Genomic DNA, 20,690 nt, shown 5'->3' on the forward strand with positions numbered 1-20,690 from the left:
GATGGTTTAAGAGAAAGTTTAAAAGCATTAGATTTAAATTTATTAGTTACTAAAGACTCATATGCCTCTCCTACTGTTACTTCTTTTATCCCTCACGATAAAGACGAATTAACATATATTAAATCAACACTAAAATCAAGATTTAATATTACTATTGCTGGTGGTCAAGGCAAACTAAAAGGAACCATTTTGAGAATTGGTCACATGGGAAAAGTGTCACCTTTTGATATTTTATCTGTTGTTTCAGCTTTAGAAATCATTCTTACAGATTATCGTAAAGTCAATTATATTGGCAAAGCTACGCTAAAATTTACGGAGGTAATTCAACATGACGCATAATATTTTAGTTTCAGATCCAATTTCAGAAAAAGGTTTACAAAGTTTAATCCATCATCCTGATTTTAACGTTGATTTTAAGTCTGGTTTAACTGAAAAAGAACTTGTCGATATTATTCCTAACTATCAAGGGTTAATCGTACGTAGTCAAACTCAAGTCACAGAATCTATTATTAACCATGCTTCAAACTTAAAAGTTATTGCAAGAGCCGGTGTAGGTGTGGATAATATTGATATAAAATCAGCAACTCTAAATGGTATACTCGTTGTAAATGCTCCCGATGGAAATACGATTTCTGCTACTGAGCACTCAGTTGCTATGATTCTAGCAATGGCACGAAATATACCGCAAGCTTACACATCACTAAAGAATAAAGAATGGAATCGTAAAGCATTTAAAGGAGTTGAATTATATCAAAAAGTATTAGGCGTCATTGGAGCAGGACGTATTGGTTTAGGTGTAGCAAAAAGATTAAAAAGTTTTGGTATGACTGTTTTAGCTTATGACCCTTTTTTGACTAAAGAAAAAGCAGAGCAACTTGGAATTGAACTAGCAACAATTGATGAAATTGCTCAACGTTCAGATTTTGTTACCGTTCACACACCATTAACACCTAAAACAAAAGGTATTATCGATGCTCATTTCTTTAATCAAGCTAAACCAACGTTACAAATTATTAATGTAGCTAGAGGCGGAATTATTAATGAAAACGACTTGCTTAATGCCTTAAATCAACATCAAATTGCTAGAGCAGCATTAGACGTATTTGAAAATGAACCTCCTCTAGATTCACCGCTGCTCGATCATAAAAATATTATTGTAACTCCTCATTTAGGTGCATCTACGATTGAAGCACAAGAAAAAGTAGCTGTATCAGTTGCTGAAGAAATCATTGATATTTTAGAAAATGGTAATGTTACAAACGCAGTCAATGCACCTAAGTTAAACTTAAACCATATTGATGAGAAGACACAACAATGGCTTCGTATTAGCCAGCTTTCAGGTGAATTGGCAATTCAATTATTAGATGATGCGCCTAGAGAGATTAAAGTGACTTTTAACGGAGAACATGCTAAAAAAGAAGCTGATTTAATTACTCGATCAATCGTAACGTCAATTTTAAAACAAAATTTAGGTGAACGCGTGAACTTAATTAATGCTATTGCATTATTAAACGAACAAGGTATCACTCATCATATTGAAAATCGTGCTTCACAGGGGACATTCAGCAATTATATTCAAATTAATTTGATAAGTGAACATGAAGAGGTGAAAATTGGTGCAACTGTAATAGACGGATTTGGTGCACGTATTGTAAGAATTAATGATTATTCAGTAGATTTTAAACCTAATGCTTATCAATTTATTTCTTATCATAAAGACTTACCAGGAATGGTAGGTTTAACAGGTCAACTACTCGGTAAACATGATATCAATATTGCTTCAATGTCTTTAGGAAGAAGTTCTGAAGGTGGACAAGCAATGATGATTCTGTCAGTAGATCAACCTATTACTCAACAAGTTATTAAAGAATTATATGAGATTGGTGATTTTGATAAAATCTACGGTACAACTTTATCAATATAATAAATAAGAAAGGAACGACGATAATATTCGGCGTTCCCTTCTTTTTATTATTTATTAAGTAGAATATGTCTAATGTCACAAATATGATTAACAATATAATCAGCACCATGTTGCTCTAGCTCTTCTTTTGCTCCTTTCCCACTTAAACCAGTTAAAGTACCTATAAATGTTGCCCCAATCGTTTTAGCACACAATAAATCCGCTAATGAATCACCAACAATAAATACATCATCCTCATTAACAATATGTGTTTGATTTTGAATATAGTGCAAATAATCTCTCTCATTGTTTCCATAAAGAGTTGCAATATAACTAAATGGATTAGGTTTACCTAGTGACCCTTCTTTTGGAAATACTGACTCAGCTTTCAATACTTCACTCGCTGTAACAATATGCTTTTCATTAAAAAAAGTTTTAAGACCAAAGGATTCAAATGGAACAATGGTTTCTGTTCTTGGTCTACCAGTTGCAATGGCAATGTTAAAACCTGCTTGTTTTATATCATTTAATAAAGTTTTAATTTCTTCCACAGGACGTAAGATCATTTCTTCATAAATAAAACCAGATTTAGGAATAGACAAAGGAGTAAGTTTTTCTACTTTTTCATATAAAGTTGTTCCTAAATACCATTCTTGATATACTGCTCTAGCTAAATTCCAAAGTGGACTTTTTAAATTAAATAATTTAGCATTTTCAATATTTAATTGATCTTTTGCATAACCTTCTAATTCAAGATAAATATTCTCTTTACCACTTTGACTATTTTGAATAAATTTTAACGGTACTGCATAATTAACTTTAAATTGATCATTATAAGATTGTAATTCACGTAGAGTCTCAACTGAAAACGTTTCAACATGAGTCACTTGTCTAATTGTTTCTGAATCCAACTGTTTCAAGAGATGGATGAAGTGAATACTAAATACAACAAATAGCATATCCCAGTTAGAATTAAGGCCTAAAGATTTTAATTGATTTAAAATTTGATCATTTAAAAATACTCGTGTTCTTATATCTTCAATTAATTCATCATTCATATAATTAAAATTTTGAGCGCTATCTAAACCTAAAAAGTCATCACTCTTTAATAGTTCTTCTACTGTTAAGGCAGATACATCAAAGCAACGTTCTTCACTTAAAAACACACCATCTACATCAAATAAAATTGATTTCATCGACATCTCTCCATTTTTTGACTATTCTGATACTTATAATCATAACGAACATTTATATAAAGTCAATGTAATAAAAATAAGAGCCAATGCTTAAAATCTAGCATTAGCTCTTTTATATAAACAATATTTATCAATAGGACTATAGTGTAACAAATGATTTGGACATATATTGTCGCTTTTATTGTTTCTATTGAATTATTTCAACTGTTTTTCAATTTCATCTGCTACCTGTTGAACATGTGTACCAATAATTACTTGTGTTGAATGGTGGCCATTTTTCGTCACCCCAACAGCTCCAGCATTTCTAATTTTTTGTTCATCAATAATCGTATTATCTTTTAGTTCTAAGCGAAGTCGTGTAGCACAGTTTGTTAAACTATCAATATTAGATTTTCCACCTAAACCTTCTAATATTTGTGTAGCTGGTTGATGATATTTTCCACTTTTTGATTTATCTGTAGTCGTCGTTTCTTCTACTACCGGATCAGCTAGTAAGTTATCACCACGTCCTATTGTATTTAAATTCAATACTTTAATCATAATTCTAAAAATAACATAATATAAAATAAAGAATACAATACCTTGAACTAATAGCATTAAAGGATGATTAGCGATTGGATTAATTAGCGATAAAACATAATCAATTAATCCTGCACTAAATGAGAATCCCGCGGTCCAATGAAATAGAGATGCAATAAGTAATGAAAGTCCTGTTAATAAGGCATGTATGATAAAAAGTACAGGTGCAACAAACATAAATGCAAATTCAATTGGCTCTGTAACGCCTACTACAAATGCTGAAATAGCACTTGCTAAAAACCATCCCCATACTTGCTTTTGTTGCTTTGTCTCAGCACTGTGATACATTGCAAGTGCTGCTGCTGGTATACCAAACATCATAATTGGGAAGAAACCTGCTTGATAACGTCCTGTTATACCTTTTACTGCATCTACACCTGTTTGGAATTTACCAATATCATTAATTCCTGCTGTATCGAACCAAAATACTGCATTCAATGCATGATGTAAACCAGTAGGAATAAGTAATCGATTAAAGACACCATATAAAAATGCCCCGAATGAACCAAAACCTACTAACCATTCTCCAAATGCAACAATGCCTGAAAAGACCATAGGCCAAATAAATAATAGTATAACTGCTAATATGGTACTAAAAAATACAGTCATAATAGGTACTAATCGTTTACCACTAAAAAATGACAAGGCCATAGGTAATTCAACTTCACTAAATTTATTAAAAGAATATGCTGCAATTAACCCGATAATAATACCAAGAAATACATTAGAATTATCCATTTTTGTAAAGCCTAAGTTAACTGCTTTTTCTTTTATATTAAATAACGTAGCCACATTTTCTGGATTTAATACTTTCGTTACCATAGCATATCCTAACGCACCTGCCAAAGCAACCGCCCCATCGTTCTTTTTAGCCATACCAATAGCTACACCGTTGCCTTCTACTAAGATATAGTTGTTGAAAAATATAGTGCCATTCCTAAGAAGCCACTTAAAGTTCTATCCCCTTAGAGAAAATTTACTTTTATCTTCATATCATTTTCTTCGGTTCGATCAATAATTATTTCTTTAATTATAGTTTTAAGAAATTTATTTTTTTCTCGTTCTAAAGAAGTATCTTCCATTTTCTCTAAGGCTCTCTCAATTTTAGTTTTTCTTATACTATCATTTACTTTTTCAAAATTATCTATTTGATTTCTAATAGCTTGTAATTCTTTTTCGAGTTTATCTATTTCTTCGTCTTTTTCTTTATTAAACTCAATTGATTTATTTTCATCAAAAAGTCCTATTAAGAAACCGTCAATAATTTTATTTTTAGATTGAGTGACCAAGCTCAATTCATTTTCTTTTGCGATTAAACGTTTCTTTAAATCATTTATTTGGTCTGTTTTTTCTTCTTCAGTTAGCACTTTGTCCAAACAATCTTTAGTCTGTATTAAAACTTGTCTAACCACATCAAAAACCATATCATATGAACATCCTCTATACTTTGTTGGCCTGTTATTTATTGTCTTTGGATATAATGTTCCCGGCAAGCCTGTCCTTTTATTTTTTCTTATAGACATTGTGTCTCCTTCTGGTGTAATACATAAACCTGAAAGAGCGTAGGTTGTTGACTTTTCAGAATTTCTCTTCGATTTAGGACTTTTTGCAAACCTTCTTTCAATTTCTTCAAACTCTTCATGAGTAAATAATGGTGGATGAGCGTTATATAACCTTCTCCATTCTTCCTTAGGTAAGTACCTGAAAGGTTTAGTTATTGAGTATTGTTTATTTTCTTCTTTCTTTTTTGATCCTTCGGTTTTGTTATAAACAATTGTTCCTACATAAACTTCATTATGTAAGATAGCAGCCACCCTTTCAGTTCTCCATTCTAATGCTCCACGAGTTACTGCTTTTCGTTTATTTAGTTCCCAAGCTATATCTGTACAAGAATTACCCTTGAGAAATAAATCTTTAATTAAAACAACTACTTTACTTTCTTCTTCATCTGGAGTAAGTTTTCTAGTTTTTTTATCTACTTTATATCCATATGGAGTAGCTGAGCTTACCCAAAGCCCTTGTTCTTTTTTCATTCTCTTACCAACTTTAAGACGCTTAACAATTTGTTTGAATTCCATCCTAGCTATCATACCTTTGAAGACGATCATATCTTCATCAGACTCATTGTTTGCGTCTAAAATTTGATAAGGGTTTTCAACAACAACTAAAGTATTAGATGACTTTAATGAATATAGAATTCTATCATTATCTGCTCCACTACCTCTAGATAATCTATCTAAATCTACAACCAACACAGCGTCAAATAGTTCTCTTTCAATATCATTTAATAACTGCTGCATAACTGGTCTATCTTTAATTGTTGAGCCAGAACCAATTTCTTTGTACATTTCGTAACTCCAGTTATGTTCACCACATTTCCTTATTAATCTTTTTTCATGTGTATTTAAATCATCTAGTCCTTCACCTCTAGACAATCGTAGATATAATGCTACACGTTTAATTTTACTTTCTATTTCAGCTGGCTTAACTGACATAAAATTATACCTCCCTGTATATGTCTTTTTCTAAATGAATAGTTACACTTATATCTGTTTCTTCTTCAATATCAACATCAACCGCATACCACTGGTTTAGTTTTACAGGTGTAACTTTATATTTTTTAATAGTTTGATTAACTGCTTTTCTAGATAAGCCTGTCTTTTTAACTACATCAGCTACTATATTCGTTTTAAGTAACTCTACTACTTCTAGCTCTCTACCTTCATGCATACCGTTCTTCTTACGACTAATACCAAGTAGAGCGAGTTTCTTCTTAATACCATCCTTTTTTCTTTTAGGTAAAAGTTTTAACAATTCATCATAACTTTTGTAATAATTATCTTTTAAGATTTGCACCTCTTCATCCGACCACTTACGATTTTTATTAGTGTTCTTACGTTGTTTTTGAGTAAATAAATATCTGTATTTGTAATCTACTTGCTTTAAAGTTTTATTATCAAAAAAATCTGCCATATCTCTTATGGACATATTTTTACTGTTTAATTTTTTTAGTAAATCTATTTCTTCTTCTGTCCATAGATTAGGCTTCTTATAATTAGTTGCCATATGATATCACTCATTCGTTTTAATTTTTCATAATATAAATATATAATATTACTTACTTTTATGATTATAGTTTAATTATTAAATTCCTTATTCAACATATTATATAAGTATAAAAAAATAATTAACTTCAAAGTAATTATTTTATTTTCGTCTATACAACTAGGTGTTTCTACTCGATATATGTATAAATTTGCTTAAAGAATACTATCCAATATTCAAAAATTCTCACTCTACCATTAAGTATATATTACAATTAATATATAATTTATATTTTATATAAAAAAAGAGTGGTTTCCCCACTCTTTAAACTTATAAATTATCGAATTCCTTTTCTTCTTGTTTTTGTTTTCTTTTTGCTTCATCAGTATCTTCATATTTCTCTTCTTTACCTTCAGATATATCTTTATCCATGACTAATTTAGTATCTTTAGGTACTTCAGTAATTATTAGTTGATTATATCCTATAATTTCATTAGTGTTTCCATCTAGTTGTGGAGTGGCTATACCAGAATATGTTTTTCCATTAAAATTAAAAGGTTCAACCGACACCATTTTATTATTAGGAAAAACATAGTTTGCAAACATAACATTATCTTCTAATGGCTTCCAGACTTTTTTAATATTATCATCCCAAACGTCACCATCATCTCGAGGGTAAAACTTAACGATATTAAAATTTTCAGAAATTATCTTATTATTTTTAGTATAGAATTGCTTTTCAATTTCTTTTGACTCATTGTGAAGTTGTAGTGGCTGCATATCTTCATAACTGTCATTATATTCTTTTAGATTAATTTCCTGTAATTTATGGAACTTATTTTTATTTTCTTCTAAAGAATTCTTTGATAACTTGTCTAATGTTATATCATTAGGTACTCTATCTGGATAAGCCGGATCAAAAACATATTCAAAACCTTTATTATCTTTTACACTGTATACTCCCTTTAACTCAAAATCTTCATTAAATGCTTCTTTTGGATCTTTCTGAAATTTTTCAATTTCATTATAATCTTTTGCACTAAATTGTAATTTAAATTTATAAACTAAATGATCTTTTCCATCGTTAAACACATCGCTCATAGGTACTTCTTTATACTCTTTTTTGCTTTCCGATGATTTGGATGTGTTATTATTCGATTTATTCTTTGACTGATTTTCATTTGTAGAGCTATTTTCACTAGTTGATTTATTGTTGCTATCATTGTTATCTGAATGATTTGAACATGCTCCTAAAATTAAAGCTGAACTTAGTACCCCAATCGCTAATTTTTTCATAATTGCCTCCAAAAAAATATTTACAATATTATTTTATATTAAACAATATATAAAATATAAATCAATATTTGGAGGCAACTTTATTCAAAAAGTTAAATTATTAAAATGGTAACTCATCTTCACATAAATAATTCTCAACATAATCCTTTGCGTCACTAATTGAGTATTCTTCAATCATTAATTGAGGAGTATTCATCCCTTTGAATAGTTTACACTCGCTATACAAATTAAATTTAAGTACATAATATCTGGTGAAGTAACAATCTCATTTTTTGTTCTTTTTTGAGGAAAAACTTAACACAATCAATTTCATTAATATTTAATTTAATATGTTTCTAGTATACTACAAAAATCTTGTACCTCATTTCCTAACTAAGAAGATTTTTGTTAGTTTTGCTAGGAGGTATTACTCTTTACATTTTTAAATTATGTGTATTCTTTCTTAATAAAATTTGAATTTTATTCAATGACTAAAACGATAAATCATCTTCAAGCTCAATTTACGTTTAACATCATTCTTAGATTTGCTTGTTACTATACCTTTTTAATTCTGCTTTCTCATCTTCATACCTTTTTTGATTCTTTCATTTCTACTTAAGTGATTTATTTTCGATTGTCTTCGTATTCGATTGAAATAATACCCTCTACTAATAATCTACATTCTACTTCATGTATATTATTAACAATTGCTTAACCGATATCAATTGATGAACGTTTACTTATTCAACGATGAATTTATAAATAATTAAGCCTTGTAAGATAATTGATTAGACTAATTCTACTTCATCTTCGCCATTGTAAATGTGAATTCTTCATCGAATTGAGCAAATTCAACACTTTATATCTAGTCAATAAAATATACTTCAACTTACTTAGCCTTAGTACCTTTTTTTCAAAGTATTTAACTGAAATCACTCTAACTGTATTAAATTCAAGTTTATCAGTTTCAGTTTTTTTATAATAAATTATCAAGTAAACATTATATGTACATATGTAGGGAAATATATGTATAAAATGTATATAAATAATGACATCACAACATAAACAATATACTCATACACACCAATATATAAGTTTATAATTAGTATATGAGTGTGTGCAATAATTAAATATATACTAATTTATTAATGTTGATATTATCAAGTTTATTAATTTATTTCTTTGTTCGTTTTATTGTTTCTTTATTTTGTTTTTGTTTAATTTGCTTGTGTTGGTATTTTTGATTTTTTGAGCGTGTGAGTGTATAGACTGTTAGTTTGCTGATGTGTTTGTTTATATTCATGTGATTAGTTATTTATATTTTTGTGTGGTGTTGTGTGCGGTTTTGTTGTGGCTGCGTGTGAATGGTTGGAATGTGTGAGAGCGTGGATAATTTGGGGATAATGTGAACATGTTGGCGTGTGTTGATTTTGGTATCTCTTAACAATATATGAACGCTCAAAACGTTTTAAAAAAATTTAAAAAAATTTATTTCTATCTATGCACTCAGTACAAAGCACAAATAAAAATATAATTAAGTAGATCATCATTAAATTGTTTAAATCATTCTATATATTCCGTTATTTTGCAGTAAAAAGAAAATACATATAATAATAACGTTGTGTAGCTTAAAAAGTAATATAACTAATATTATTTTACCTTTTTTAACACTAGAATTACTTGGCTTTTTAGGTGGGGGGTATGTTGAAGATTTGAAATTGGTTTGTTGTGAAATTTTCGCCGACACTGTTACAAAATCACGCACTTTACTATATCCACCAGCAAAATATCCCACATCAATCTCATCACTGATCAATCAAATTTCACTCATCTCATCCATTCGCATCTCACTCAAATTTCATCACCTAATCACCTCATCAATATCCCTAACTATTCCAACTCAATTTCCATCTAACCACCTAATTTTCACCACTTTATTTAACTCACCAATCTCACTAAATCAATATTTCCCACTTGTAAATTCAGTCTAATTTCCACTTCATTCGATCCAAAAATTAAATGATTTAATTAAAATTTTAATCACTTCATAGCAATTTCATCTCATTTTATTTTCATCCATTTTTCCAAAACTACGACTAAAATTTTAACTTTGATTTTTGAAAATTGACCACTTTATTAGACACCTAAAACCACAATCATTAAAATGACGAAATTTTTTCTTTGATTATTTCCTAAATAGCATTGTATCAATATCTATCAGTCAACACTTATATCACCAATCTTATTCACTCATCTAACTTTTAATCATTTTCACATACTTTTACTGATCACTAACTATGCTGAAATTTCTTTTAGCATTACATTAACCAATCTGAAAATTAATTCTTATTTATAAAAGTAAAATTTTAATAATTGTATTCTTATAGTCGTTAATAATTAATCAAGCCTATATGCACCAAACTAATAATCACAAAACATTGTAATCTATCTACTAAATTTCAAATTTATCCATTTCATCAATCGACTTAGTGTTACTAGTATTGATCCAACTTTTACTCATACAAATTTATTTTTTATAAATAAAAAAGACTACTTAAATTTCAAAAAGAAATCTAAATAGTCATGTATTATTCTTTATTATTCTTTTACTTTCTTAACATATTTGCTATTAGGTTCATCCAATACACTTTTCTCAGCTTTCTCTCCAACTTTAGTAACTAAGAAATTATCATTATCATCTAAATTTTTTAGATAAGCAAATGTGTTATCTCCCTCGCTCATAGTATATGCTCCATCAGTAAAAGTATTATTTAAATTTTTTAATTCATCTGCTGTATTCATATATTTAACTTTTCCTATGTCACTTTTATCGAAGTCATCTTTAAAATATCTAGCTCCCATGTAAAAGCGTTCTAACTTAGGCTCCTTATTGTTATCTCCTGTTTCCACTTCGATTTTTAAATCTTTAGTGTCTGGTTCTTTATATTTTTCTTTTTTTAGTTCTTTCACGTTTTCATTTACTCTTTTGATTTTACGCTCTACTTTTGCACCGGAAAATTCCTCTAAAAAATTGTCACGAAATCTCTCTAAATCATAAATCTCATTGTTTTTTTCTTTATCAAAAAATTGTTTATCTTGATCCTTAGCCATTTTGACTATTTCGTCAAAAGATTTATCTTTTACTTCACCAAACCTTGTAGTTCTATCACTTTGATATGCAGTATATTTACCATTTTTTGAAACAATATATTTTATAATTTTATTATCATCACTCGGTTTATCCAAATCATCTTCATTATTCACAATAAAAGATACTTGCTTACCTTTATTCATAATTTCCCCAAATTTAACCTCTTTTTGATTTGCAGCTGGACTTCCATCTGATCCACATGCAGCTAATAATATTCCAGCTCCTAGAGCCACTCCTAATACTTTTTTCATTTTCTTAATTCACCTCATAAATATGTATGAGTCTATCTTAGCACAACATAATTGAGCAATACATATTATTTTTTTTGTAATACTTTAATAATTTCACTAATAATTATTATTAGTTTTTATAATTTATTTTCTAAACAACTTAGAATGCATTTTAAGATATCTGAGAGCTCATTTAAGAGACTTTAAATCTCATTTGGTATTATTTTATCCAAAATAACTTATCGTCTCTCTATGGACTTCTGAGACACCTTAAAATACATTTACCTAATTTATCAAAATTTCATGATCAATATTTTAGAATATAAACTCACTTTTCATCCAACAATTCAATTTCAACTCATACATACCTCTGAGATCCACATAGATACCCCTAATTGCTCAAGAAATATCTTTTTGGTATTATTTATCCTAAAACTTATAAATGCTCTGTATGGCTCTCTAAATCCCTTTAAAAATGATTGTGTTATATTTTATTTCCAAACGAGTCACATTAGCCATGAATAAAGTCGTGTAACGACTGCAATTCATGAAGGGTGCTATAACTGCGAAAGCTATGCTTGAGAAGTTAAGCAACCAACTTGTAATTGTTAAAAATGCACTAAAAAAGTTATGTACATCCCTTGATACGACTGACTTCCAAATGGTTTTGTGTACAGTAATTTTTTGAGATTTTAAGGATATTTTCTTTTATCTCTTAGAAGTATATTCTCTTAACAGTTAATAATAATATATATAGTCTTACTTATAGGAGATATATGTTTTTGTACCCAAATTGTTATTATTAATCATATCAATCACTTATAAAGGCTATTAAATCAAGTTTTCTGAGTAAATTTGATTTAATTTATTATCGTAATTCTCAATCTTCTTATCACTAAAAATGATCATAAAAAAGTTGTGTAGAACCCTTGATATACTTGAGCTTTAAATATGTTTTTGTACAGTAAAATTTATAGATTTTAAGGATATTTTTATCCCCCTTTTATAAGTATATTCTCTTAACAGATTATTATTATATATAGTCTTACTTATAGGAGATATATATAAATGTCCTAAAAATGTTATTAAGTCTTTAACTTTTATTAACAATTTTTTTCATTTTATAGATTTATATAAAATATTAAACGCTTAACAAATAATTTTACTGCTCATTTAAAATTATTTAAAAGATTATTGTGGTTAAAACTATAAATCATATAAGAAACTAAAAATATACTACAATTCAGATAACTTTCTTAGTGCTTCATCATATTCACAAAAGTGTTTATCTAAAAGTTTTAAAAAATCTTTATCGTTATTTTCTTTTTGAAGTGCTACTTCACCATCTTTAGTAATAAATTGAATATTTTCACCATCTTTTATTTCAAGTATTTCTACTACCTGAAATGGAAGTGACACTACTAAACTATTTCCAACTTTTTTTAATTTTCTTATTATCATTATAAAGACCTCACTATTTTTAGAGTTATTAAGATATATATTTTAAAAATATAATAACTTTTATTATTTCTAAACTACAATATTTTGATTTTATCGAGATGTATTTGTACAATTTATCTATATCAGTAAATTCATCAGTTTTATAATTTTGAAAATAAATGAAAGTACTTGAGCAAGTTTTCTAGAAACACACTCGAGTACAACTTTTTAGTTAATATTACGTGGTGCGTTATTTGTACTAACGTTAAAATATTTTCAATTTATCAATTAGTAAATCCTTTTGCATTTAATTATCATCTATTAAATATATAGAAAATCAGAAAAAATATAATAATTTTTGTAATGACAAGGATAGAATGACTTCTTGACACTTTTGGGAATCGACCATACCTTATTTGTTATCAACCGTTACTAATAATAAAACATCACTAAAGTAAAAAGAATAGTGCTATACAAGAATAGATATTTTTAATAAAAAAGAAACAATTTAGTTCTAATGCTAAATTGTTAAATTAGTAATATAAATATTTTATTAGTTTTATAACTACTTAATATCTTCTTCATACTTACTTATAGTTTCTTGATCATCCTCTAAGTAAGCTGTAAGTATTTCATAAAAATCATATATATCATTTAATTCTAAATATCGACTAACATAATTTGTGGCTTTATCTACTAATTCCCCAAATTCGTCTGAATTTAATTTCAAATCGTTTCTTAATTTAACAATTTCTTTATATAAATTTTTTACAATTATTCTGTGCTGAACTTCACAAAAATCTATTATTACAACATTAAGTAGATTAACTAATGCGTCTTTATTATGATTTTCACGTTTTAATTGAAAGGCTTGTTTCATGTTAATATTTCTTAACGTTCCATAATTATTAGATTTGTTATTTAATATTTTCATTTGTTCATTAAGTTCGATTTCGTTATAAATTGTCCAAGCTATATCTCCCGGTAAATACCATGAATTAGTTAAAGAGTGTAATTCATTATATTTATCATACATTGTAAAAGGAGTAATATAATCATCAAAATGCTTATGTCCATAAACTATATAAGAATACTTTCTCAATATCTCATATCCATCTTCTGTTGGCATTAGGAATTTATTATTAGGTAATTCGGAAAGTTGTTCATTAGAAAGCTCATTTTGTATTCTACTAATTAAATCTTTTTTATTACCACTTACTTTTAAATTATTTTCTCTAAGAATACTTTTTAAATCATTATTTTTAAGTTGATGTATGTATGTGATTGGATCGGGTTTGCTTAAGTAACCTTTATCAATTAATAACTGTTTTCTTTCATTAAAATTGATTTCATATCTATATTCAAAATATGCTGGAATATCTTCTGGGTTTTTGACAACACTATACCACCATAAAACTATTACATCTGGAATTATTAATTCTCTATTTATAGGTGTTTTATAATCACTAATATCAGTAAAATCTATTTCTTTATTCGGAAATTTACCTTTATTATTAAGTTCGTTATTTAAAATATCATAAACTATTTTCAATTCTTTTTTACTTAATAAATAAATTGTTCTTTTATAACTTTCACCACACATAAACTGAACTTGATTTTTAAAGAACGTATCTATCAAATTTACTTGAGTTAAGTCTTTTAAAGGAATTTTAAATTTATCATTTGATTTAGCCCTTACTAAATATAGAAACTTATCAGTTATAAATAATGAACCATTAAATTTTCTATTGCTTATTGTAAACAAACATTTACACATAAACCTTAAATTATTACTATCTTCTCTTTTAAAAATTTCATAATCGTTTTTATAACTATCCATGAGTTACCTCTTATACATTAATTTTTAATTTTATATATTTAAAACTCTCTAATAATTATATACTAGAGAGTTTCATTTTAATAATTCTAAATTATTTATATTTATTATATTTATATAAAATATGTAAAGCTACTAATAAAGCAACTGGAATAATAATATGATACATAATCAACATATATACCATTAAAAAGAAACAGTAAAAGATTGGATAAAAGATTAGTATAAAACCACTTAAATCTGAAGCTCTCATTTTTTGCCTTTTTTCTGCTGAAATATTTTTCATTCTTAACCTACCACTTAAGGAGTCTCGTGTAAATTCAAACTCGTCAGTGCTATAAACTTTGTCTCTATTCCTTTTAAATCTATCATTTTTTCTTTCAGCACTATCACGTTCATTTTTAACAAGACCTATGTAAAAACTTGTAAAACTAAATGATTTCACAAATCTTATATATACTAATGGAACAGGTAATAATATAATTGCCAGAAATGTATAAAGGTTTAACCAAATGTTATCTTGAGGATATTGTATCCATGTTTTAAAGTAAGAAGCGTCCTTACTCAATACTGAAAAAACAATAGAAATAATAACTGAATAAACCCAATACCAAGTTGGAACCTCTTTAAATATTGAAATCAAAAATTTGAAGTAAGAACTTGTATCTAACCTTCTAGGAAATCTGTATAATTGAATATTTTTAAGCCTTTTCATATTTCTCCTCACATATATTATAAATTTTATTAAGTATTAATCAATATACTTTAAAATATTATCTTTGTATATATATTATATACATTCTTATATTTATATTGTAGTCTTTCTTATTATAATTTTAAATTTTAGCAATAACTAGAAAATAACCCCTTGATTAAGAAATCAAAGAGTTATTTTGGAGTTTAGATTTTATGGATATGATAATTATAAAATTATTTAGAATTAGAAGTACGTCTGAATGCTAATAATGAACCAGCTGCTAATAATACTGAAGCTACAATAGTAACTAAGCCAGAGTTAGATTGGCCGCCTGTTTCTGGCAATGCTTGAGCTGTTGATTGAGCTTCATTTGATTGAGTTGATTGTGTATTGTTTTCTGGAGTAGAAACGTTATTATCAGTTGCAGCAGTAGTGTTGTTATTTGTAGCTTCGTTGTTTGTTGTTTCATTATTTGTTGCTGCTTGAGTATTGTCTGTTGATTGAGTGTTATTATTTGCTTGTGTATCTTGAGTTGTAGTATTATCAGCTTTATTCACTGTGTTTTGAGAAGTTTCGTTATTATTTTGATTATCTTGAGAAATTAATTCATGATGACCAGCACCTCTGTCTATAATTTCACCTGTTTTATCATTAACATATACAAATGATGGTGCTTGAGCATGTTTTTCAGCGAAACCAACTGGTGTATAGCCTTCTGGTACATTACCTAAAGTAAGGCCACTGGCTACTCTAGAGTCTGGAGTAGCATTTATGTTATTATCTTGGATGTATTGGTTAACTATATTTTGTTTTTGAGTATCACTTAGACCTTCAGCAGCATGTGCATTGTGTGTAGCACCTACACCTGTAAATAATAATGCTCCCGCTAATGTAGTTGTTGCTAAAACTTTAGATTTCTTCATTATTAATTCTCCCCACTTTTTAATTTTTTAATTAATCGAAAGTCACACTTAAATGGTATAAAACATTGTTGTGCATACTAGTATTTTAACAATTAGAAATATCTTAGTCTAGTAGTTTTTTGAAAATTTTAATTTTATAGAATATTAATTATAAAAATAAGCTCCTTAACCATATTTATGATTAAAGAGCTAAATGTTTAAATTCTTTCAAAAATATCAAAAGTTAGAAATCATACAATAAACCTTGTAATGACGGGGATAGAACAGCTTCTTGACACTTTTGTAACTTGACCATACCTAAATTGTTAGCAACCCGATAGCAAAAATTAATCCTAATTGTCCTAAAATAGCTGTTCCTACAATTGAAAAGAACATGGCTACTGTGGGAAGAACATGAAGTGCGTTTAGTAAGTTACCTATCCCGGTTATGATTGCTCCTGCTGGTAAAACAGCTACAGGGAGCATTAACGATCTTCCGAGATTTTGAAAGAATTTAAACATCTTTTATCCTCCTTTATTTATTAAAAATTATATTTTTTATGTATTTAGTCCAATATATAATCTACCATATTTGTAAGCGGTTACGCTATATGTTTATTTTATATAAATAGACAATGTGATGACAATATAAAAAAGATACGCTCTAACCAATAAAGATTAAAACGTATATATATATATTTAATAAGATATTATAAGTGATTTTTATTATTGATTGAGATAATTAACTGGTATTTTACTTCAAATCCTTTTTTTATTAAATAATCTTTCCACATTGACTAAATAAAAATGATTAAAGTCAAAATAACAAGAACAATACATTAGATAATATATGGTACTAACGGAAAATAGATTTCTTAAAACTTGTCATTTTCACTCATGGTACTCCTATCATCCATTTATCAATTATTTATAAAAAAAGAAGATTCTCTATTTAGAAAATCTTCTGATGAATAATGCTATCAATATCTATTAAAGACGTGCTTGAATAAGATGAAGTTCATGTTGTAACTGTGCTGTACGTCTTTCTATTTCTTTAGTTAGAAAATCAATTTTTTCGTTACGCTTTAAATCTTTAGGTATGTCAGACTGATAAATAGGTTTACCAAATTTAATCATCGCTTGACCAGTGACTAAACCATGTAACTTCGTTGGTCCAACATAAGCAGCTGGTAAGATTGGTGCTTTACCTAGCATAGCAATCGTTGCAGCTCCACGTTTTAAAGGCGCGCCTTCAACTGAAGTTCTATGACCTGTTGGGAAGATACCTACTGTTTTATGATCTTTCAATAATTTAACAGGTTGCTTTAACGTACTAGGTCCCGGATTTTCTCGATCTACTGGAAAAGCATTTAAAGATCTTAAAAATTTGCCACCCCATTTATTACTAAATAATTCTTTTTTAGCCATATAATGAATTTCATTTGGAATTAAAGCTAATCCTAATAAAATTACTTCATTATAACTTTCATGGGTACAAGTCACAACATATTTACTATCTTTAGGAATGTTCTCTTTACCTACAATATGTAATGAACGTGCCATTTTTACGATTATTAATTCTAAAAATTTACTAATAAATTTATACATTTTGTCACCTACTTCTAAGTTTCTACACTTAGTCGATTTTATCATTAACTTATCACGTGAACAAGATTTTAAAAGATACATCTTAAGTCTGATAGCTATTTACTAGAAATATTTAAATATTTTCTTCATAATTGAGATAATGGTTAAAATAAATACGGAGGTTTCATATGACAGAATATAATCAATATTTTCAATCCAGTGATTATCAACATTCACGTCCACCTAAACCGAAATTTCCATGGTTTAGAATTATTATTATTGCTCTAATCGCTGGTATCATAGGAGCATTAATTGTTTTAGGAGTTAATCGACTTATGAATGGAGATGATTCAAATAGTGGTGGATCTCAAGTCCAACAGGCTACAAATGATAAAGGTGGCAATGTGTTAGACGGTAAAAGTGATAAATATAAATCGGTTAATGCCATGATCAAAGATGTCTCTCCTGCTATTGTAGGTGTCATCAATATGCAAAAGGTAACAAGTTTTGACGATTTATTACAAGGTAAATCAACTAAAGCACAAGAAGCTGGTATCGGTTCTGGTGTTATTTATCAAATTAACAACAATTCTTCTTACATCGTCACTAATAATCATGTTATTGATGGTGCATCACAAATTAAAGTACAATTACATAATGGTAAACAAGTAGAAGCAAAGCTTGTAGGTACAGATGCAGTTTCAGATATTGCAGTTTTAAAAATTGATTCTCAAAAAGGAATTAAAGCAATGAAATTCGCAAATTCTTCTAAAGTTCAAACTGGCGATAGTGTTTTCGCAATGGGTAACCCACTTGGCTTAGAATTTGCTAACTCAGTAACATCAGGTATTATTTCTGCAAATGAACGTACAATTGAATCTAATACCACTTCTGGTGGAACTAAAGTGAATGTGCTACAAACAGATGCAGCAATTAATCCTGGTAACTCTGGAGGTGCATTAGTAGATGTTAATGGTAATTTAGTAGGTATTAATTCAATGAAAATTGCTGCTGACCAAGTTGAAGGTATTGGTTTTGCAATCCCAAGTAATGAAGTAAGAGTTACAATTGAACAACTCGTTAAACATGGTAAAGTAGAACGTCCTTCAATTGGAATAGGGTTACTTAACTTAAGTGATATTCCAGATTCTTATAAAAAAGAATTAAAAACTGATCGTGATACTGGTGTGTATGTAGCAAAAGTTAGCCACTCTAGTGAATTAAAAGTTGGCGATATCATTACTAAAGTAGATAGTAAAAAAGTAGATGATGATACCGATCTAAGAACGTACTTATATCAAAATAAAAAGCCAGGTGAAACCGTGAAGTTGACTGTTATACGTGATGGTAAAACTAAAGACGTATCAGTCACTCTTAAAAATCAAAAATCAATATCTTCGCAATCATATAATTCTGAAGATAATAATAGTCAATTTATTCGATAATAAATAACGAGGTTAATCCAAAATAATGGATTAACCTCGTTTTCAATATATTCTTCTCAGATAAGATTATTTATAATTTACCATGAAGTATTTTTTCTTACCACGGCGAATAATTGTAAATTCATTATCAAATTTATCTTCATCAGTTAAGTTGTAATCAACAGACTGTTCTCTTTCACCATTAATATAAATTGCTCCATTGTTTACATCTTCTCTTGCTTGTCGTTTTGAGGAAGCAATTCCAGATTCAATTAAAACATCAATAATGTTAGTTGTTGCTTTAGAAACTTCAACTTGAGGTACTTCTTTAAACCCTGCTTTGATATCTTTAATTGATAAAGATTTTAAATCACCTTTAAATAATGCTTCTGAAATTCTAATTGCATCATCAAGTGCTTCTTTACCATGAATAAATTCTGTTACATTTTCAGCAAGTGCTTTTTGAGCTTCTCGTAAATGTGGTGCTTCATCTCTAGATTGTTCAAGGCGATTAATATCTTCTTTACTTAAGAATGTAAAGTATTTTAAGAATTTAATAACATCTTCATCCGATTGATTAATCCAGAATTGATAAAATTCATACGGTGTTGTTTTTTCAGCATCTAACCAAACAGCTCCAGATTCTGATTTCCCAAACTTTTTACCATCAGACTTTGTCACTAATGGAATAGTTAAACCATAAGCTTCTGTTTGACCATACATACGTCGCATTAACTCAATACCACTTGTAATATTACCCCATTGATCAGAACCACCAACTTGAATTTTACAATTAAGTTCACGATTTAAGTGGCCAAAGTCAATTGCTTGTAAAATAGTATAGGTAAATTCTGTATATGAAATTCCATTTTCTAATCGTGATTGAATTGAATCTTTACCTAGCATATAATTGACACCTACATGTTTACCATAATCACGTAGGAAACTTATTAGTGAAATTTGACTTAACCAGTCTCTATTATTAACGAGTACGGCTCCTTTATCTGTGCCAAATTCAAATAGTTTATGCATTTGAGCGCTTAAGCCTTCAACATTTTTTGCTACTTGATCTTCAGTTTGTAATACACGTTCTTCAGATTTACCAGATGGGTCTCCAATCATACCAGTGCCTCCACCAATAAGTACTATTGGACGATGACCATGTTCTTGGAATCGACGTAATGTCATAAATGGTAAAAGATGACCAATATGTAAACTATCAGCAGTTGGATCTGCACCACAATACAACGTTACTTGTTCTTTATTTAATAAATCTTCAATACCTTGTTCATCAGTTTGTTGATAAATTAAACCTCTCCATTGTAATTCTTCTAGTAATGCATTTGACATAGTTATATCCTCCTATAAAATTTATTTTTATTAAATAAAAAAGCACCCTCACAACAATGTAAGGGCGCTTATGC

Annotated in this window: 14 protein-coding genes and 3 pseudogenes; 3 read left to right on the plus strand and 14 right to left on the minus strand. The window is 28.4% G+C overall.

Annotated elements, in window-relative coordinates:
- Together HMPREF2578_RS05855 and serA are read left to right on the plus strand one after the other, a co-directional pair.
- Window positions 1–339 (plus strand): annotated as a pseudogene (locus HMPREF2578_RS05855) (alanine--glyoxylate aminotransferase family protein); the annotation flags it as partial.
- Window positions 329–1,924 carry a phosphoglycerate dehydrogenase gene (gene serA, locus HMPREF2578_RS05860; protein ID WP_017176105.1) on the plus strand — a complete coding sequence of 532 codons (1,596 nt, stop codon included), beginning with the start codon at window positions 329–331 and terminating at the stop codon, window positions 1,922–1,924. The pseudogene HMPREF2578_RS05855 and the gene serA, both read left to right, overlap by 11 nt.
- A 47-nt stretch (window positions 1,925–1,971) precedes the next feature.
- Here serA and HMPREF2578_RS05865 read toward each other — a convergent pair whose 3' ends face one another.
- The 13 genes and pseudogenes from HMPREF2578_RS05865 to HMPREF2578_RS05925 form a co-directional block, all read right to left on the minus strand.
- Complete coding sequence (locus tag HMPREF2578_RS05865) at window positions 1,972–3,099, minus strand: HAD family hydrolase (RefSeq protein WP_017176104.1); 1,128 nt, start codon at window positions 3,097–3,099, stop codon at window positions 1,972–1,974.
- A gap of 195 nt (window positions 3,100–3,294) precedes the next feature.
- Window positions 3,295–4,617, minus strand: a pseudogene (nagE, locus tag HMPREF2578_RS05870) (N-acetylglucosamine-specific PTS transporter subunit IIBC); the annotation flags it as partial.
- 26 nt (window positions 4,618–4,643) lie between these two features.
- Window positions 4,644–6,173, minus strand: coding sequence for a recombinase family protein (locus HMPREF2578_RS05875; RefSeq protein WP_070508292.1), 1,530 nt, complete (start codon window positions 6,171–6,173; stop codon window positions 4,644–4,646).
- Between the two features lie 4 nt (window positions 6,174–6,177).
- Window positions 6,178–6,744, minus strand: a complete 567-nt coding sequence (locus HMPREF2578_RS05880) for a hypothetical protein (RefSeq protein ID WP_070508293.1) — start codon at window positions 6,742–6,744, stop codon at window positions 6,178–6,180.
- 309 nt (window positions 6,745–7,053) lie between these two features.
- Window positions 7,054–8,019, minus strand: coding sequence for a hypothetical protein (locus HMPREF2578_RS05885; protein WP_070508294.1), 966 nt, complete (start codon window positions 8,017–8,019; stop codon window positions 7,054–7,056).
- 1,537 nt (window positions 8,020–9,556) lie between these two features.
- A complete protein-coding gene (locus tag HMPREF2578_RS05890) occupies window positions 9,557–9,814 on the minus strand; it encodes a hypothetical protein (protein WP_070508295.1) in 258 nt (85 codons plus the stop codon).
- 782 nt (window positions 9,815–10,596) lie between these two features.
- Window positions 10,597–11,400 carry a hypothetical protein gene (locus tag HMPREF2578_RS05895; protein WP_070508296.1) on the minus strand — a complete coding sequence of 268 codons (804 nt, stop codon included), beginning with the start codon at window positions 11,398–11,400 and terminating at the stop codon, window positions 10,597–10,599.
- 1,215 nt (window positions 11,401–12,615) lie between these two features.
- Window positions 12,616–12,840: an AbrB/MazE/SpoVT family DNA-binding domain-containing protein gene (locus HMPREF2578_RS05900; protein ID WP_083294934.1), complete on the minus strand. Its 225-nt coding sequence runs from the start codon at window positions 12,838–12,840 to the stop codon at window positions 12,616–12,618.
- Window positions 12,841–13,384: 544 nt separating this feature from the next.
- Window positions 13,385–14,659: an SAP domain-containing protein gene (locus HMPREF2578_RS05905; RefSeq protein WP_070508298.1), complete on the minus strand. Its 1,275-nt coding sequence runs from the start codon at window positions 14,657–14,659 to the stop codon at window positions 13,385–13,387.
- A 91-nt stretch (window positions 14,660–14,750) separates the two neighbouring features.
- The gene (locus HMPREF2578_RS05910) at window positions 14,751–15,371 is read right to left on the minus strand and encodes a hypothetical protein (protein WP_083294935.1); all 621 of its coding nucleotides are present in this window, start codon (window positions 15,369–15,371) and stop codon (window positions 14,751–14,753) included.
- 215 nt (window positions 15,372–15,586) lie between these two features.
- Window positions 15,587–16,276, minus strand: coding sequence for an LPXTG cell wall anchor domain-containing protein (locus HMPREF2578_RS05915; RefSeq protein ID WP_070508300.1), 690 nt, complete (start codon window positions 16,274–16,276; stop codon window positions 15,587–15,589).
- 309 nt (window positions 16,277–16,585) lie between these two features.
- Window positions 16,586–16,777 (minus strand): annotated as a pseudogene (locus HMPREF2578_RS05920) (PTS glucose transporter subunit IIBC); the annotation flags it as partial.
- A 468-nt stretch (window positions 16,778–17,245) separates the two neighbouring features.
- On the minus strand, window positions 17,246–17,863 hold the full coding sequence (locus tag HMPREF2578_RS05925; protein ID WP_017176102.1) for a lysophospholipid acyltransferase family protein: 618 nt from the start codon (window positions 17,861–17,863) through the stop codon (window positions 17,246–17,248).
- 167 nt (window positions 17,864–18,030) lie between these two features.
- Here HMPREF2578_RS05925 and HMPREF2578_RS05930 point away from each other — a divergent pair, with 167 nt between their 5' ends.
- Window positions 18,031–19,287, plus strand: a complete 1,257-nt coding sequence (locus tag HMPREF2578_RS05930) for a S1C family serine protease (RefSeq protein ID WP_019835460.1) — start codon at window positions 18,031–18,033, stop codon at window positions 19,285–19,287.
- 66 nt (window positions 19,288–19,353) lie between these two features.
- Here HMPREF2578_RS05930 and tyrS read toward each other — a convergent pair whose 3' ends face one another.
- On the minus strand, window positions 19,354–20,616 hold the full coding sequence (tyrS, locus tag HMPREF2578_RS05935) for a tyrosine--tRNA ligase (protein WP_002487995.1): 1,263 nt from the start codon (window positions 20,614–20,616) through the stop codon (window positions 19,354–19,356).
- Window positions 20,617–20,690: the final 74 nt, after the last annotated feature.

The organism is Staphylococcus sp. HMSC072H03, assembly GCF_001809305.1.
GTDB lineage: Bacteria > Bacillota > Bacilli > Staphylococcales > Staphylococcaceae > Staphylococcus > Staphylococcus hominis.

Excerpts from the sequence above, each read along its gene's own strand:
- HMPREF2578_RS05895 (WP_070508296.1), bottom strand. The coding sequence starts at position 11,400 with ATGAAAAAAGTATTAGGAGTGGCTCTAGGAGCTGGAATATTATTAGCT.
- HMPREF2578_RS05925 (WP_017176102.1), bottom strand. The coding sequence starts at position 17,863 with ATGTATAAATTTATTAGTAAATTTTTAGAATTAATAATCGTAAAAATG.
- HMPREF2578_RS05915 (WP_070508300.1), bottom strand. The coding sequence starts at position 16,276 with ATGAAGAAATCTAAAGTTTTAGCAACAACTACATTAGCGGGAGCATTA.
- HMPREF2578_RS05900 (WP_083294934.1), bottom strand. The coding sequence starts at position 12,840 with ATGATAATAAGAAAATTAAAAAAAGTTGGAAATAGTTTAGTAGTGTCA.
- HMPREF2578_RS05930 (WP_019835460.1), top strand. The coding sequence starts at position 18,031 with ATGACAGAATATAATCAATATTTTCAATCCAGTGATTATCAACATTCA.
- serA (WP_017176105.1), top strand. The coding sequence starts at position 329 with ATGACGCATAATATTTTAGTTTCAGATCCAATTTCAGAAAAAGGTTTA.
- HMPREF2578_RS05910 (WP_083294935.1), bottom strand. The coding sequence starts at position 15,371 with ATGAAAAGGCTTAAAAATATTCAATTATACAGATTTCCTAGAAGGTTA.
- HMPREF2578_RS05885 (WP_070508294.1), bottom strand. The coding sequence starts at position 8,019 with ATGAAAAAATTAGCGATTGGGGTACTAAGTTCAGCTTTAATTTTAGGA.
- HMPREF2578_RS05880 (WP_070508293.1), bottom strand. The coding sequence starts at position 6,744 with ATGGCAACTAATTATAAGAAGCCTAATCTATGGACAGAAGAAGAAATA.
- HMPREF2578_RS05905 (WP_070508298.1), bottom strand. The coding sequence starts at position 14,659 with ATGGATAGTTATAAAAACGATTATGAAATTTTTAAAAGAGAAGATAGT.
- tyrS (WP_002487995.1), bottom strand. The coding sequence starts at position 20,616 with ATGTCAAATGCATTACTAGAAGAATTACAATGGAGAGGTTTAATTTAT.
- HMPREF2578_RS05875 (WP_070508292.1), bottom strand. The coding sequence starts at position 6,173 with ATGTCAGTTAAGCCAGCTGAAATAGAAAGTAAAATTAAACGTGTAGCA.
- HMPREF2578_RS05865 (WP_017176104.1), bottom strand. The coding sequence starts at position 3,099 with ATGAAATCAATTTTATTTGATGTAGATGGTGTGTTTTTAAGTGAAGAA.